This is a genomic window from Comamonas odontotermitis, assembly GCF_040396735.1.
GTDB lineage: Bacteria > Pseudomonadota > Gammaproteobacteria > Burkholderiales > Burkholderiaceae_C > Comamonas > Comamonas odontotermitis_C.
The window spans coordinates 79,249-94,171 of the sequence record NZ_JBEBNZ010000009.1; the positions used below are offsets into that span (position 1 = coordinate 79,249).

A 14,923-nucleotide genomic window follows, 5' to 3' on the forward strand; every position below is an offset into this window, starting at 1 on the left:
TCGGGATGAGTTCGAAGCGCTGGGCCGCAGCTTGCACCGGGGTGCAAGCAAGGGCGAGCGCGCAGAAATCGCCCGATTTCACTCCAACCCGGAGGGACAGCGATTTTGCGGGCGCCCGGCTAGGGGCGGTCTGCGTCGTTGCAGCACTTGCCAATAGCTGGCTATTGGCTGCGCACTGCGCCTAGCATCCCATCCCGCAAAATCACTGTCGCGGCGCGAGGAGATCGTAAACACGTTCTAAGGCAGATCGCCCCCTCCATCAGCGTATGATGCACAGCGCGCTCGCCACATGTTGGCGGGCGCTTGCTTTTGTGCAGTGCATCGCTTTGCAGGCTGTCATGCAGATTGTTTATTTGTAACTAAAAGAATCTAAAACGGCGTCCATTTTCGCCGAAAAGTGCTCAGAGTCTGGATCTAGAGGCGATCCTAAGTGCTTATGAGTTAACGGAAATTTTTTCAGCGTTTTGGCAATGATGCAGATATAAGTTATTGATTTACTTGTGTTTTCATTGCAAATGATTGTGTGAGGTTTTGGTGCGCTGGGTAAATCCTGATACAGTGGGGAAAAGTGCAATTTTGTGGGAAAAAGTGCACTTCCCAACCATCGGAACCCATCACCAAAGACCACACCGTGTTTCAGGGAGCCTCTTCACTCAGCCTCGATGCCAAGGGTCGGTTGTCCATACCGACCCGGCATCGCGACGCGCTGGTGCAGGCAGGTGGCTCGATCACCATCACGCGCCATCCGCATGGCTGTCTGATGGTATTTCCCCGCGATGAGTGGGAGGTGTTCAGCTCCAAGATCGCCAAGCTGCCGCTGGATGCCCAGTGGTACAAGCGCATGTTTCTTGGAAATGCGATGGAAGTGGAAATGGATGCGACCGGCCGTGTGCTGGTGTCGCCCGAGTTGCGCGCGGCTGTCGGCATCACCAAGGAAGCGATCCTGATGGGCATGGGCAGCCATTTCGAGCTATGGGACAAGGCTACTTACGAAGCGAAGGAAGCCGAAGCCCTGGAAAAGATGACGCCCGAGGCGTTGAAAGACTTTGCATTCTGAGGTGCGTGTGGAAAACAAGAACTATCAACACACCACCGTCCTGCTGAACGAGGCGGTTGATGCCTTGCTGCAGGCCTCTGTGGATCAGGATCCCATCTTTGTCGATGGCACCTTCGGGCGCGGCGGGCATTCGCGCCTGGTGCTCTCCCAACTGCCGCCCAACGGGCGGTTGATTGCTTTTGACAAGGATGTGGAGGCCATTGCCGAGGCGGCGCGCATCAGTGACGCCCGGTTTTCCATTCGCCACGAAGGCTTCAGCCACATGGCGGAACTCCCGGCTGCATCGGTTGCCGGGGTGTTGCTGGACCTGGGTGTGAGCTCGCCCCAGATCGACAGTCCTGAGCGCGGGTTCAGTTTCCGCTTCGACGGCCCGCTCGACATGCGCATGGACACCACTCGCGGCCAAAGCGTGGCCGAGTGGTTGCAAGAGGCGGAAATGCAGCAGATTGCGGAGGTGATACGTGACTTCGGTGAAGAACGGTTTGCTGGCCCCATTGCAAAGGCGATTGTTGCGCGGCGGGAGGCTGGCTCGCCAGTCGCCACCACTGCCGATCTGGCCGAGCTCGTGGCTGGCGCAGTCAAGACCCGCGAGGCTGGGCAAAACCCTGCCACGCGCACATTCCAGGCTCTTCGGATTTTCATCAATGCCGAGCTTGAGGAGCTCGAGCAGGCGTTAGAGGCCAGCCTGCGGGTGCTGGCCCCTGGCGGGCGGCTGGTGGTCATCAGCTTCCATTCGCTGGAAGACCGCATCGTCAAGCAGTTCATTGCCAGGCATTCCAAAGAGGTTTATGACCGCCGTGCGCCCTTTGCGGCGCCGCAGCCCATGCGCCTCAAGGCCCTGGAGCGTGTCAAGCCCAGCGAGGCGGAGGTTGCGGCCAATGCACGGGCCCGCAGTGCCGTGATGCGCGTGGCAGAGCGTACGGAGGTGCCGGCATGAGCGCGCTGTACCTGCCTGCATTCAAGAAGAAAGGATATCTGTGCTGCTGCGCCTGAATATCCTTTTGCTGATTCTGTCGATCCTCAGCGCCATGGCGCTGGTGCAGTCGCAGTATGAAGCGCGCAAGCTGTTCACTGAGCTGGACCGCACGGTGGCGCAGTCGCGCCAGCTGGAAACCGACCACCAGCGCCTGCAGGTGGAAAAGCGTGCCCAGGCCACACCCCTGCGCCTGGAGCAACTGGCGCGCGACAAGATGGGAATGCAGACGGCAACGCCTGCAGTGACTGTGTATGTGCCAGAGCCGGGCGTGGGAGCTGCGCAATGAGCCGCGACATGCGCTACTCCACCAGCCCGCTGCTTGCCGAGCGCACGCCCATGTGGCGCAGCCGTTTCGTCATGCTGGCGCTCGCACTGGGTTTTTTCTGCCTGATCGGGCGCGCAGCTTACGTGCAGGTGATCGGCAATGACTTCTTTCTGCGGCAGGGTGAAGTGCGCTTTGCGCGCACCATCGAATTGCCTGCCAACCGAGGCAGGTTGCTGGATCGCAATGGCCTGATCCTGGCTTCCAGCGTACCGGCCGCCAGTATCTGGGCGATTCCCGAGGATGTGGATCAGGACGATGCAGCCACCCAATCCAAGCTGCGCGAAATCGCCAAGCTGATGGGCATGCCCTACGCCCAGCTCAACGCCAAACTGGCTGACGAAGACAAGAGCTTTGTCTGGATCAAGCGGCAGCTGGACTGGGACATTGGCCAGAAGATCAAGACACTGGATGTCAAGGGCATCTACCTGCGCAAGGAATACAAGCGCCAATACCCGGAAGGTGAATCTGCAGCCCACGTCGTGGGCTTCACCAATGTGGAAGACCATGGCCAGGAAGGCATGGAGCTGGCATTCGACAAGGAACTGGGCGGCAAAGCCGGTTCGCGCCGTGTCATCAAGGACCGCCTGGGGCGTGTGGTGGAAGGCGTGGGCGTCGAAACCCCGCCGCAGGAAGGCCAGGACATCCAGCTCTCCATTGACAGCAAGGTGCAATTCTTTGCCTACCAGAAGCTGCGCGACCAGGTGGCCGCCTTCAAGGCCAAGGCAGGCAGCGTGGTGGTGATGGATGCGCACACCGGTGAAGTGCTGGCGCTGGCCAACTACCCCAGCTATGACCCGAACAACCGCTTGCGGCTGACCGGTGAGCAGCTGCGCAACCGTGCCATCACCGACACCTTCGAGCCAGGCTCGACCATGAAGCCGATCACCGTGGGAACCGCGCTGGAGCTGGGGCGTGTCAAGAACACCACCATCATCGACACCACGCCGGGTCGCTATGCCATTGGCGGCTTCACGATCACTGACACGCACAACTACGGTGCGCTGACCGTGGACGGCGTGATCCAGAAGTCGAGCAACGTGGGCGCGCTCAAGGTGGCGCAAAAAATGTCGGCGCAGGAAATGTGGAACGTGCACTCCGCCCTGGGTTATGGGCAGAAGCCGCAGATCGCATTCCCAGGCGCGGCCAGCGGCCGCCTGCGTCCCTGGAAGAGCTGGAAGCCTGTGGAGCAGGCCACTATCTCCTATGGCTATGGTCTGTCGGCTTCGCTGTTCCAGATGGCCCGCTCGTACACAGTCTTCTCCAATGACGGCAACGTGATTCCGGCCACCATGCTCAAGAGTGTGGGGCGCCCGGCAGGCACGCCCGTGTTCTCCAAGAAAACGGCAGAGCAAGTGCGCCACATGCTGTGGCTGGCGGCAGGGCCTGGCGGTACTGGTCAGAAGGCGCAGACCGTCGGCTACTCGATCGGCGGCAAATCCGGTACCGCGCGCAAGCAGCAGGGCAAGGGCTATGCAGCGGGCAAGTACCGCGCCTGGTTCACCGGTATCGCTCCGATCGAGAACCCGCGCATCATCGTTGCGGTGATGATCGATGAGCCATCGCAAGGCAGCTTTTATGGTGGCACGGTTGCTGGCCCGGTGTTCAGCGAAGTCGTGCAGCAGACCTTGCGCCTGATGGGTGTGCAGCCTGATATGACCGTCAAACCGCAAATCGTTGCCAACGAAGTGGAGGAGCCGCTATGAATGCGACTCCCCAACTGCTGCGCAGCGTGGACGAGGCCATGGCTTGGCTCAAGGCACATGTTGCCGGCGGCACCTTGCAGACCGACAGCCGCAAGGTGCAGCCGGGCGATGCCTTTATCGCCTGGCCCGGTGGTGTCAACGATGGCCGTGCCTACGTGGCGCAAGCCGTGCAACGTGGCGCCGTTGCGTGCCTGGTCGAGCAAGCTGGCATGGAGCCATTCGATTTCGCGGGCATGCCCGTGGCGGCCATGCCTGAGCTCAAGGCGGCAACAGGCGAAATTGCCAATGCATGGTTTGGCGAACCCAGTCGGGCGTTGGACGTGCTGGCGATCACCGGCACCAATGGCAAGACCAGCATCAGCTGGTGGCTGGCACAGGCTGTGGCGCATCTGGCCGACGCAGGCGTGTTGCCGCACCGCGGCAGTGCGCTGGTGGGGACCCTGGGCGTCGGCATCCCGCCGCACCAGCTGGATGTAACGGGAATGACCACCCCCGACCCCGTATTGCTGCAGCGCGCATTCCGCAATTTTGTAGATGCGGGCTATGGCGCCTGCGCCATCGAGGCTTCGTCCATTGGCATCGAGGAGCACCGTCTGGCAGGAACGCGCATCCGGGCTGCCATCTTCACGAACTTCACCCAGGATCACCTGGATTACCACGGCAGCATGGACGCCTATTGGGCTGCCAAGCGTGCGCTTTTCGCGTGGCCGGGATTGCAGGCTGCGGTGGTGAATGTGGATGACCCCAAGGGGGCACAACTGGCGACCGAATTGGCGGCTGAGGCGCTCGACCTGTGGACGGTCTCGATCGCTGACAACCCGACCGCGCGTCTGTCGGCACGACATATCCGTGCCGGCGAGCGCGGCCTGGTGTTTGAGGTAGTGGAAGGCGGCAAGGCCGTCACGCTTCACAGCCAGGTGATCGGTCAGTACAACGTGCTCAACCTGCTGGAAGTGATTGCCTGCGTGCGAGCGCTGGGGGTTGGCCTGCAGCAGGCCGTGGATGCATGCGCCGGAATGGCTGCCGTGCCCGGCCGCATGGAGCAGGTAACCGAAGCCGGGGCTCCTCTGATTGCTGTCGACTACTCGCATACGCCCGATGCTCTGGAGAAGGCCTTGCAGGCCTTGCGTCCGCTCGCAGCGCAGCGCGCTGGCAAGCTGTGGTGCGTGTTCGGCTGCGGCGGCAACCGTGATGCCACCAAGCGCCCACAGATGGGGCGCATTGCGCAAACCCAGGCAGATGAAGTGATCGTGACCAGTGACAACCCCCGTGGCGAAGTGCCATTGGCCATCATTGACGACATCGTGCAAGGCATGGCGAAAAGCGCGCACTGGCATGTGCAGGCCGACCGTGCTGCTGCAATCGACGAAGCCGTGTGCCGTGCTGCCAGCGAGGACGTGATCCTGGTGGCAGGTAAGGGGCACGAAGACTATCAGGAGATTGCGGGTGTGAAGCACCCGTTTCTCGACACGGCGCAGGCGAAGGCGGCGCTGGCCAAGCGGAAAGAACAACTATGACGATGATGACCCTGCACCAGGCGCTGGGGTTCATCCAGCAGCACATCCCACAGGCAAGGCTTGTGGGTGACGGTGCAGTGCCGCTGCTGCGCGTGCACTCCGATTCACGCAGCCTGCAGCTTGGTGATTTGTTTGTGGCGCTCAAGGGCGAGCGCTTTGATGGAAACACATTTCTGGCGCAAGCCAAGTCGGCGGGTGCGGTTGCCGCATTGTGCAACGCCGATCCAGGCAGCGCAGGCCTGCCCGGCATCGTAGTGCCGGATACCCTCAAGGCCTTGGGAGCACTGGCTACCGCATGGCGTGCGCAGTTTGCCCTCCCCATGGTGGCGGTCACGGGCAGCAACGGCAAGACCACGGTCACGCAGATGATCGCGTCCATCCTGCGGGTGCATGCAGGTGACGCCGGGTTTGCCACCCGGGGCAATTTGAACAACGAAATCGGCGTGCCGCTCACCTTGCTGGGCTTGGTTGCCGACCACCGCATCGGTGTGGTGGAGCTGGGCATGAACCATCCCGGCGAGATCGCGCTGCTGGCAGCCATGGCGCAGCCGACGGTGGGTCTGGTCAACAACGCCCAGCGTGAACACCAGGAATTCATGCATACCGTTGAGGCGGTGGCGCGTGAAAACGGAAGCGTGCTGTCTGCATTGCCCGTCAACGGCGTAGCGGTTTTTCCGGCAGGCGATTTGTACACGTCGCTGTGGCAAGGCTTGGCTGGCGCTCGCACCAGTTTGCTGTTTGGCGACGAGGCTGACGGTGCCCAGGTATTTGCCCGCAATGTGGCCTGGGGCGACGGCGCCTGGACGCTGGAGCTGTTTACACCTTCAGGCAGTGCGGCCATTGCGCTGCAGATAGCGGGCCGACACAACGTGCGCAATGCGCTGGCTGCGGCTGCGTGCGCGCATGCGGCGGGTGTGCCGGTCGCGGTCATCGCACAGGGCCTGACGGCGTTCGAGCCGGTCAAGGGCCGGTCGCGTGCGCTGTCGGTGGCAACGCCTGCGGGCAAGGTCACCGTGGTGGATGACACCTATAACGCCAATCCCGATTCGGTCGAGGCAGCCATTGAGGTGCTGCGCGAGCTGCCTGCACCGCAATTGCTGGTGCTCGGCGATATGGGCGAGGTGGGTGACAACGGCCCACAGTTCCATGCGGAAGCAGGTGCGCTGGCACAGCAAAAAGGCATAGCGCAGTTGTTTGCGCTGGGGGCACAGAGTGCATTTGCTGCCTCAGCGTTTGGTGCAGGCGCTCGGCATTTTGAGAGCATGCAGGCCTTGCAGGAGGCGGTATGCATGGTGATGCCTCACGTAGGTAGTGTGTTGGTCAAGGGTTCGCGGTTCATGAAGATGGAGCAAGTGGTGCAGGCGATGCAAGCCTGTGCAGGCAAGACAGACAATGCGCAGGGCGCCTGCAAGGAGGCAGCATGCTGATACTGCTTGCCAGCTGGTTGCAAAGCCTGTCGCCGGAGTTCAGCTTTCTGCGGATCTTCCAGTACCTGACGTTCCGCGCCGTGATGGCGGCGCTGACCGCCTTGATCATCGGGCTCGTGGCTGGCCCCAAGGTGATCCGCACCTTGAGCGCCTTGAAGATCGGTCAGCCGATCCGGGGTTACGCCATGCAGTCTCACTTGAGCAAGAGCGGCACGCCGACCATGGGTGGCGTGCTGATCCTGCTGTCGATCCTGATTTCGACCCTGCTGTGGTTCGATCTCTCCAACCGTTTCGTCTGGGTCGTGCTCGCAGTGACCTTCGGCTTTGGTGCCATTGGCTGGGTGGACGATTGGCGCAAGGTAGTCAACAAGGACCCCGAAGGCATGCGCTCGCGCGAAAAATACATGTGGCAGTCGATCATCGGCCTGGGCGCCGCCCTGTACCTGGTGTTCTGCATTTCCGAGAACACCAATACCGAGGTGTGGAGCCTCTTTGTCAGCTGGGTCAAATCCGGGTTCTCGCTTGATCTGCCGCCCAAGGCAGGCTTGATGGTTCCCTTCTTCAAGGAGGTGAGCTATCCGCTGGGCGTGCTTGGCTTTGTGATCCTGACCTACCTGGTGATCGTTGGCTCCAGCAATGCCGTCAACCTGACCGATGGTCTGGATGGTCTGGCCATCATGCCGGTGGTGATGGTGGGTTCGGCCCTGGGTGTGTTTGCCTATGTCACCGGCTCAGTCAATTTCTCGCGTTACCTGCTCTTTCCACACATCGGTGGCGCGGGTGAGCTGCTCATTTTCTGCTGTGCCATGCTTGGCGCGGGTCTGGCCTTCCTGTGGTTCAACACCCATCCAGCCCAGGTCTTCATGGGGGATGTGGGCGCATTGGCGCTGGGCGGTGCTCTGGGCACCATCGCCGTCATCGTGCGCCAGGAAATTGTGCTGGCCATCATGGGCGGAGTGTTCGTGGCCGAGGCTGTGTCGGTGATGATGCAGGTAGTGTGGTTCAAGTACACCAAAAAGCGTTATGGCGAAGGCCGTCGACTGCTGAAGATGGCGCCACTCCACCACCATTTCGAGAAGAGTGGCTGGAAGGAGACGCAGGTTGTGGTGCGCTTCTGGATCATCACCATGCTGCTGTGCCTGATTGGCCTGTCCACCCTGAAGCTGAGGTAAACACCATGTCTACCGAAGCCTTCAAGCCCCTCACCGACAACCCTGCGATGGCGCCGGATGGCACTGCGCCGGTGGCTGATTCTGTGCAGCACGCAGTAGATGAAAATGCGACGCTGGTGCAAGGACTGCAGGCGCCAATTGCTTCTGAATCCGTGGCAACCCTTGCTGTAGAAGATGAAGCCGCACTGCCTGTGCCGCAGGGTGATGTGGTGGAAGGCGAAGCACCTGCGGCGCACAGTGCCGATGAAGGAAACGCCGCCGCGCCAGTGGTGCCTGATGCAGTCGCTGAGCCTGCTGCCCCTATTGCAGAGCCCATTCCTGACGTATCCACACTGACGGCGGCCAAGGATGCTGCCGCTTTTGTGGCGCAGATTTTTGCAGACCCCAGCATCTCCGATGCCGCCAGCGGCGAAGTGACGGCAGTAGCCGCACAGCCTGCCGAGCAGGTGGTGGAATACCCACCGGTGCCAGTGCAGTGGCCGCAAGGTCAGGCTCAGCACCTGCAAGGGCAGCGGGTGCTGGTGCTGGGCTTGGGCGCCTCTGGCCTCGCCATGGCACGCTGGTGCGTGCGCGCAGGCGCGGATGTGACCGTGGCAGACACGCGCGAAGCGCCGCCTCAGCTTGCTCAGCTGCAGGCTGAGTTGCCGGCGGTGCGCTTTGTGGCGGGAGAGTTTTCTGCTGCCTTGATTGATGGCCAGAGTCTGGGTGCTGTATACCGCTCTCCAGGCCTGAGTCCTGCTGTCGTGGCGCCGGTTGTGGAGGCTGCGCGAGCCATTGGCCTGCCCGTCAGTGGTGAGCTCGACCTGTTCTCGATGGCGCTGGGCAGCCTCGCACAGGCGCATGGCTACCAACCCAAGGTGCTAGCCATCACCGGCACCAATGGCAAGACCACAGTAACCTCGCTCACGGGGCAACTGCTTGAGCATGCAGGTATCCGCACTGCGGTGGCAGGCAACATCGGCCCCACCTTGCTCGATACCTTGTCTGAACGCATCGATGCCGAAGACCTGCCGCAGGCCTGGGTGCTGGAGCTGTCCAGCTTTCAGCTCGAAGATGCGCATGCATTCGAGCCCACGGCCGCTACGGTGCTCAACATCACGCAGGATCACCTGGACTGGCACGGCAGCATGCAGGCCTATGCCGCTGCCAAGGCCCGAATCTTTGGCAAGAACGCATTGATGGTGCTCAATCGTGATGATTCGATGGTGATGGAAATGCTGCCACCGCCCGTACGCATCAAGCTCCAACGCCCTCAATTGCGCGCGCACATCAGCTTTGGGTTGGACATGCCCAGCCAGCCTGGCGATTTCGGGCTGGAAGTGGTCAATGGCATGGCATGGCTGGTACGGGCGCAGGACGATGGCAACAGTGCCAGCAACAAGCGCAACCAGGCTGCGAGCGACGAAATTTTTGTGCAACGCCTGATGCCGGCCGATGCCTTGCGCATTCGCGGTCGCCACAACGCCATGAACGCACTGGCTGCACTGGCGCTGGGCCATGCCGCGGGTGCTGCCTTCGGCCCGATGCTGTTTGGCCTGCGCGAGTATCGGGGCGAACGCCACCGCGTCGAGCCCATTGGCGTGGTGGATGACGTCGAGTACTTTGACGACAGCAAGGGCACCAACGTCGGTGCGACGGTAGCCGCACTGATGGGTTTGGGTGCGGACCGCAAGATCGTTCTGATCCTGGGCGGCGACGGCAAAGGCCAGGATTTCTCGCCGCTGGCAGATCCTGTGCTGCGCTATGCGCGCGCAGTGGTACTGATTGGCCGCGATGCGCCGCTGATAGAAGAAGCACTGGCCGACACGCATGCGCCGATGCAGCATGCGCAGACCATGGAAGAGGCGGTGCAGCTGTGCAGCCAGCAGGCCCGCGCGGGTGATGCGGTGCTGATGTCTCCGGCCTGCGCCAGTCTGGACATGTTCAGGAACTATGCCCACCGTGCCGAGGTGTTCTGCCAGGCGGTCGCCGCACTGGCCGAAGAAAAAGGCAGCAGCCTGGAGGTGCAGCCATGAGCGCAACCACAGCACTGCGTGACAAGTTTGGTGGCTGGTTCAAGCCGGCAGGTGAGAAGCCTGTCGACATCCTGCCGGTGCGCGTGGGTGGCAATGAGTACCGCCAGATGCCTACCAACACGGCCAGTTTCTTTGGTGCCGACCAGGTGCTGATCTGGCTGGTGGTGGCAATTCTGTCGTGGGGCATCGTCATGGTGTTCTCTGCCTCGATCGCCATGCCGGACAACCCTCGTTTCGGCAAGATTGCGCATTACTATTTCTTCCAGCGCCACCTGCTGAGCGTAGGCCTGGGCTTTGTGGCTGCAGTGCTGGCATTCCAGATTCCCATGAAGGTCTGGGAGCGCTGGGCGCCCTGGCTCTTCATCGGCTCCATCCTCATGCTGATTGCGGTGCTGATTCCGCATGTGGGCACGGTGGTGAATGGCGCGCGCCGCTGGCTGTCGCTGGGTATCATGAATTTCCAGCCGTCCGAGCTGGCCAAGATCGCAGTCATCATGTACGCGGCCGACTACATGGTCCGCAAGATGGAGGTGAAGGAGCGCTTCTTCCGCGCCGTGCTGCCCATGGGCCTGGCGGTGGGCATTGTGGGTGCGCTGCTGCTCGCCGAGCCCGACATGGGGGCGTTCATGGTGATTGCCGTGATCGCCATGGGCATCCTGTTTCTGGGCGGCGTCAACGCACGCATGTTCTTCATCATCGCGCTCATTCTGGTGGCGGCCTTTGCCATGATCGTGATGACATCCGAATGGCGCCGCGAACGTATCTTCGCCTACCTGGATCCATGGAGCGAAAAGCATGCGCTGGGCAAAGGCTACCAGTTGTCGCATTCGCTGATTGCAATTGGACGGGGTGAGATTTTTGGTGTGGGCCTGGGCGGCAGCGTGGAAAAACTCCATTGGCTGCCCGAAGCGCACACCGACTTCCTGCTGGCCGTGATCGGTGAGGAACTGGGGCTGGTGGGCATTGTGATTCTGCTGGGCCTGTTTTTCTTCATGATCCGCCGCATTGTCGAGATTGGCCGCCAGGCCATCCGCATGGATCGGATCTTCTCGGGTCTGGTGGCCCAGGGGGTTGCCATCTGGATCGGCTTCCAGACCTTTATCAACGTGGGGGTGAACCTGGGTGCCTTGCCAACCAAGGGCTTGACGCTGCCGCTGATGAGCTTTGGCGGCTCGGCCATCCTGATGAACCTGGTTGCCATCGCCATCGTGCTACGCATTGATTGCGAGAACAAGGCCATGAGTGCGGGAGGTGCGCGCGCATGAGCAAGACCGCACTCATCATGGCTGGCGGAACAGGGGGGCACATCTTCCCGGGGCTGGCCGTGGCGCAAGAGCTGCGTGACCGCGGCTGGACCGTGCATTGGCTGGGTGCTCCCGGCAGCATGGAAGAGCGCCTCGTTCCACCACGGGGCTTTCCGCTGGAGACGGTGGCGTTTTCCGGCGTGCGGGGCAAGGGCGCTGCATCATTGCTGGGCCTGCCCCTGCGCATGGCCAAGGCGCTGTCGCAGGCGCGTGCCGTGCTGCGCCGTGTGAAGCCCGATGTGGTGGTCGGCATGGGCGGTTACATCACCGTGCCTGGTGGGCTCGCTGCAGTATTGGGCGGGGTTCCCATCGTTCTGCATGAGCAGAACTCGGTGGCCGGCATGGCCAACAAGTTGCTGGCGCGTTTTGCCAAGCGCGTGTTCAGTGCCTTTCCGGATGCAATTGCCGGTGCCGAATGGGTGGGCAACCCTTTGCGTGCCGAGTTCACGCAGCAACCCGAGCCTGCTGCACGTTTCGCAGGCCGCACGGGTCCTCTGCATCTGCTGGTGGTGGGCGGCAGCCTGGGTGCCAAGGCGCTGAACGAGGTCGTGCCCCAGGCGCTGGCACTGATTCCCGAGGCATCTCGGCCACGGGTCACTCACCAAAGCGGCGCCAAGCAGATCGATGCGCTGCAGGCCAACTATGCGGCAGCAGGTGTGCAAGCCACCTTGACCCCCTTCATCGACGACGCCGCCAGGGCCTATGCCGACGCAGACATCATCGTCTGCCGCGCGGGTGCCAGCACGGTGACGGAGCTGGCCGCCGTAGGCGCCGCTGCGGTGTTCGTTCCTTTCCCTGCAGCAGTGGATGACCACCAGACGGCCAATGCGCGTTTCCTGGTGGATTGCGGTGCAGGATGGTTGGTGCAACAAAGCGTTTTAAGCGCACAAAATCTGGCTGAAATGCTAGAAAATATAGAGCGCTCCACGTTGGTGGAGAAAGCGCAAAAGGCAAAAGCAATGCAGAAACTGGAAGCCGCACAACGTGTGGCTCAAGCTTGCGAGGAGGTGGCACGATGAAGCACGCCATCCAACGCATTCACTTCGTGGGTATCGGTGGTGCAGGCATGAGCGGCATTGCCGAAGTGCTGCACAACCTGGGCTATGTGGTGTCGGGTTCAGACCTGTCCGACGGCGCCACCTTGCAGCACCTGCGCGATGCAGGCATCACTACCTTTGTCGGCCACGATGCGGCACATATCGCCAACGCTCAGGCCGTGGTCACCTCGACGGCGGTGCAGGCCGACAACCCCGAGGTGCTGGCCGCCCGCGCTCGCAACATTCCTGTGGTGCCCCGCGCGCAGATGCTGGCAGAGCTGATGCGCCTGCGCAAAGGCATCGCCATTGCGGGCACCCATGGCAAGACCACCACTACCAGCCTGGTCACCAGCGTGCTGGCCGAAGCGGGCTGGGACCCGACCTTTGTGATTGGCGGCAAGCTCAACAGTGCTGGTGCCAATGCGCGGCTGGGCAGCGGCGAGTACATCGTGGTCGAGGCCGACGAGTCGGACGCATCGTTCCTGAACCTGCTGCCCGTGATGGCGGTGGTCACGAACATTGATGCCGACCACATGGACACCTATGGCCATGACTTTGGCCGCCTCAAGTCTGCGTTCGTCGATTTCCTCAACCGCATGCCGTTCTACGGCAACGCCATCGTCTGCACCGACAGCCCTGCCGTGGCCGAGATCGTGGACCGCGTGGCCTGCACGGTCACGACCTACGGCTTGAACGAGGCAGCGCAGATCCGTGCGGTCGATGTACGCGCCGACAATGGCCAGATGCGCTTTACCGTGCAGCGCCGTACGGCCGAAGGCCTGCCGGATCTGGATGTGGTGCTCAACCTGCCTGGCGAACACAACGTGCTCAATGCGCTGTCCGTCGTTGGCGTGGCCATGGCGCTGGGACTGGATGACGCAGCCCTGCTGCGTGGACTGGCAGGTTTCAAGGGCGTGGGCCGCCGTTTTCAGCGCTATGGAGAAGCAAGTCTGGCCAATGGTGGAAAGTTCACCGTTATTGACGATTACGGCCATCACCCCGTCGAAATGGCTGCCACCATTGCGGCCGCGCGCGGCGCGTTCCCGGGCCGTCGTCTGGTGCTGGCCTTCCAGCCCCACCGCTACACCCGCACACGCGATTGCTTTGAGGATTTCGTCAAGGTGATCGGTGGCGCTGACGCCGTGTTGCTGGCCGAGGTATATGCCGCTGGCGAAGCGCCGATCGTGGCGGCCGATGGCCGGGCGCTGGCCCGTGCGGTGCGCGTGGCAGGCAAGGTCGAACCCATCTTTGTAGAGCAGATTGCCGAGATGCCCCAAGCGATTGTGGACCACGCCAAGGATGGCGATGTGCTGCTGTGCATGGGTGCGGGGTCGATCGGGTCGGTGGCCGGAAAAGTGATGGATTTGCTATCAAATGATGAGCGTATTGCGCAAAAGGAGAGCGCGGTATGAGTGAAAAAATGATGAATATCGATGTGAAGGCACTGGGCAAGGTTGCCGTGCTGATGGGTGGCAGTTCTGCCGAGCGCGAAGTCTCGCTGATGTCCGGCAAGGGCGTCCTGGCAGCGCTGCAATCCAAAGGGGTCGATGCGCATGCGTTCGATCCTTCCGTGCAAGACCTGGGCGAGCTGCGCAAGCAGGGTTTCGTACGCTGCTTCATCGCGCTCCATGGCCGCCATGGGGAAGATGGCACGGTGCAGGGTGCGCTCGAGTTGCTGGGCATTCCCTACACCGGCCCGGGTGTCATGGCATCGAGCATTGCGATGGACAAGATCATGACCAAGCGCATCTGGCGCTTTGAAGGGCTGTCCACCCCGGAGTGGCGCATGGCTGCCAGCGAGCAGGATACGCGCGATGCGCTTGCAGCGCTGGGCTCGCCGATGATCGTGAAGCCAGCGCGCGAAGGATCGACCATCGGCCTGTCCAAAATCAGCACGCCCGAAGAATGCGCCAAGGCTTACGAGCTGGCATCGCGCTATGACCCGGAAGTGCTGTGCGAGCAGTTCATCGAAGGCGTGGAGACCACCTGCGCGGTGCTGGGCCAGGGGCGCAATGCGAAGGCATTGCCGGTGATCAAGATCGTGGCGCCCGAAGGCAACTACGACTACCAGAACAAGTACTTCACCGACACCACGCAGTATTTCTGCCCCAGCGGCCTGCCTGCCGACATGGAGGCTGCCATTGGTGATCTGGCGGAAAAGGCCTTCCGCACCCTGGGGTGCCGTGGCTGGTCGCGTGCCGATGTGATGGTGCGCGCCTCCGACAACAAGCCTTTTCTGCTGGAGATCAACACCTCTCCGGGCATGACCGGCCATTCGCTGGTGCCGATGGCCGCTCGCGCCACCGGCATGAGCTACGAAGACCTGTGCCTGCACCTGCTGGCATCGGCATCCACCGACGCGGCGCAAGGCGCCGAGGTTTGAAAGAAGG

The 14,923-nt window shown here is 62.0% G+C and carries 12 protein-coding genes; all 12 read left to right on the top strand.

What is annotated here, in order from left to right; genetic code table 11:
• Nucleotides 1–631: 631 nt before the first annotated feature.
• The 12 genes from mraZ to ACH2DG_RS10270 are packed head-to-tail and all read left to right on the top strand — an operon-like array spanning nucleotide 632 to nucleotide 14,916.
• A complete protein-coding gene (gene mraZ / locus ACH2DG_RS10215; protein WP_224151265.1) occupies nucleotides 632–1,057 on the top strand; it encodes a division/cell wall cluster transcriptional repressor MraZ in 426 nt (141 codons plus the stop codon).
• Between the two features lie 7 nt (nucleotides 1,058–1,064).
• The gene (rsmH, locus tag ACH2DG_RS10220) at nucleotides 1,065–1,994 is read left to right on the top strand and encodes a 16S rRNA (cytosine(1402)-N(4))-methyltransferase RsmH (RefSeq protein WP_395025906.1); all 930 of its coding nucleotides are present in this window, start codon (nucleotides 1,065–1,067) and stop codon (nucleotides 1,992–1,994) included.
• Nucleotides 1,995–2,037: 43 nt separating this feature from the next.
• The gene (ftsL, locus tag ACH2DG_RS10225) at nucleotides 2,038–2,319 is read left to right on the top strand and encodes a cell division protein FtsL (RefSeq protein WP_224152572.1); all 282 of its coding nucleotides are present in this window, start codon (nucleotides 2,038–2,040) and stop codon (nucleotides 2,317–2,319) included.
• Complete coding sequence (locus ACH2DG_RS10230; protein WP_395025908.1) at nucleotides 2,316–4,061, top strand: peptidoglycan D,D-transpeptidase FtsI family protein; 1,746 nt, start codon at nucleotides 2,316–2,318, stop codon at nucleotides 4,059–4,061. Before ftsL ends, ACH2DG_RS10230 begins: the two co-directional genes overlap by 4 nt.
• The gene (locus ACH2DG_RS10235) at nucleotides 4,058–5,578 is read left to right on the top strand and encodes a UDP-N-acetylmuramoyl-L-alanyl-D-glutamate--2,6-diaminopimelate ligase (RefSeq protein ID WP_395025910.1); all 1,521 of its coding nucleotides are present in this window, start codon (nucleotides 4,058–4,060) and stop codon (nucleotides 5,576–5,578) included. The genes ACH2DG_RS10230 and ACH2DG_RS10235 overlap by 4 nt, the downstream gene beginning before the upstream one ends.
• 2 nt (nucleotides 5,579–5,580) lie before the next feature.
• The gene (murF, locus tag ACH2DG_RS10240; RefSeq protein ID WP_395025981.1) at nucleotides 5,581–7,005 is read left to right on the top strand and encodes a UDP-N-acetylmuramoyl-tripeptide--D-alanyl-D-alanine ligase; all 1,425 of its coding nucleotides are present in this window, start codon (nucleotides 5,581–5,583) and stop codon (nucleotides 7,003–7,005) included.
• Entirely contained in the window at nucleotides 6,999–8,177 is a 1,179-nt protein-coding gene (gene mraY / locus ACH2DG_RS10245) for a phospho-N-acetylmuramoyl-pentapeptide-transferase (protein ID WP_224151269.1), read from the top strand. Before murF ends, mraY begins: the two co-directional genes overlap by 7 nt.
• A 5-nt stretch (nucleotides 8,178–8,182) precedes the next feature.
• Nucleotides 8,183–10,192 (top strand): UDP-N-acetylmuramoyl-L-alanine--D-glutamate ligase, encoded by a 2,010-nt coding sequence (murD, locus tag ACH2DG_RS10250; protein WP_395025911.1) that lies wholly within the window; start codon nucleotides 8,183–8,185, stop codon nucleotides 10,190–10,192.
• Nucleotides 10,189–11,457, top strand: coding sequence for a putative lipid II flippase FtsW (ftsW, locus tag ACH2DG_RS10255; protein ID WP_395025912.1), 1,269 nt, complete (start codon nucleotides 10,189–10,191; stop codon nucleotides 11,455–11,457). Before murD ends, ftsW begins: the two co-directional genes overlap by 4 nt.
• Nucleotides 11,454–12,515 (top strand): undecaprenyldiphospho-muramoylpentapeptide beta-N-acetylglucosaminyltransferase, encoded by a 1,062-nt coding sequence (gene murG, locus ACH2DG_RS10260; RefSeq protein ID WP_395025914.1) that lies wholly within the window; start codon nucleotides 11,454–11,456, stop codon nucleotides 12,513–12,515. Before ftsW ends, murG begins: the two co-directional genes overlap by 4 nt.
• Nucleotides 12,512–13,945 carry a UDP-N-acetylmuramate--L-alanine ligase gene (gene murC, locus ACH2DG_RS10265; protein ID WP_395025915.1) on the top strand — a complete coding sequence of 478 codons (1,434 nt, stop codon included), beginning with the start codon at nucleotides 12,512–12,514 and terminating at the stop codon, nucleotides 13,943–13,945. Before murG ends, murC begins: the two co-directional genes overlap by 4 nt.
• Entirely contained in the window at nucleotides 13,942–14,916 is a 975-nt protein-coding gene (locus ACH2DG_RS10270; protein ID WP_395025917.1) for a D-alanine--D-alanine ligase, read from the top strand. The genes murC and ACH2DG_RS10270 overlap by 4 nt, the downstream gene beginning before the upstream one ends.
• The last annotated feature ends 7 nt before the right edge of the window (nucleotides 14,917–14,923 follow it).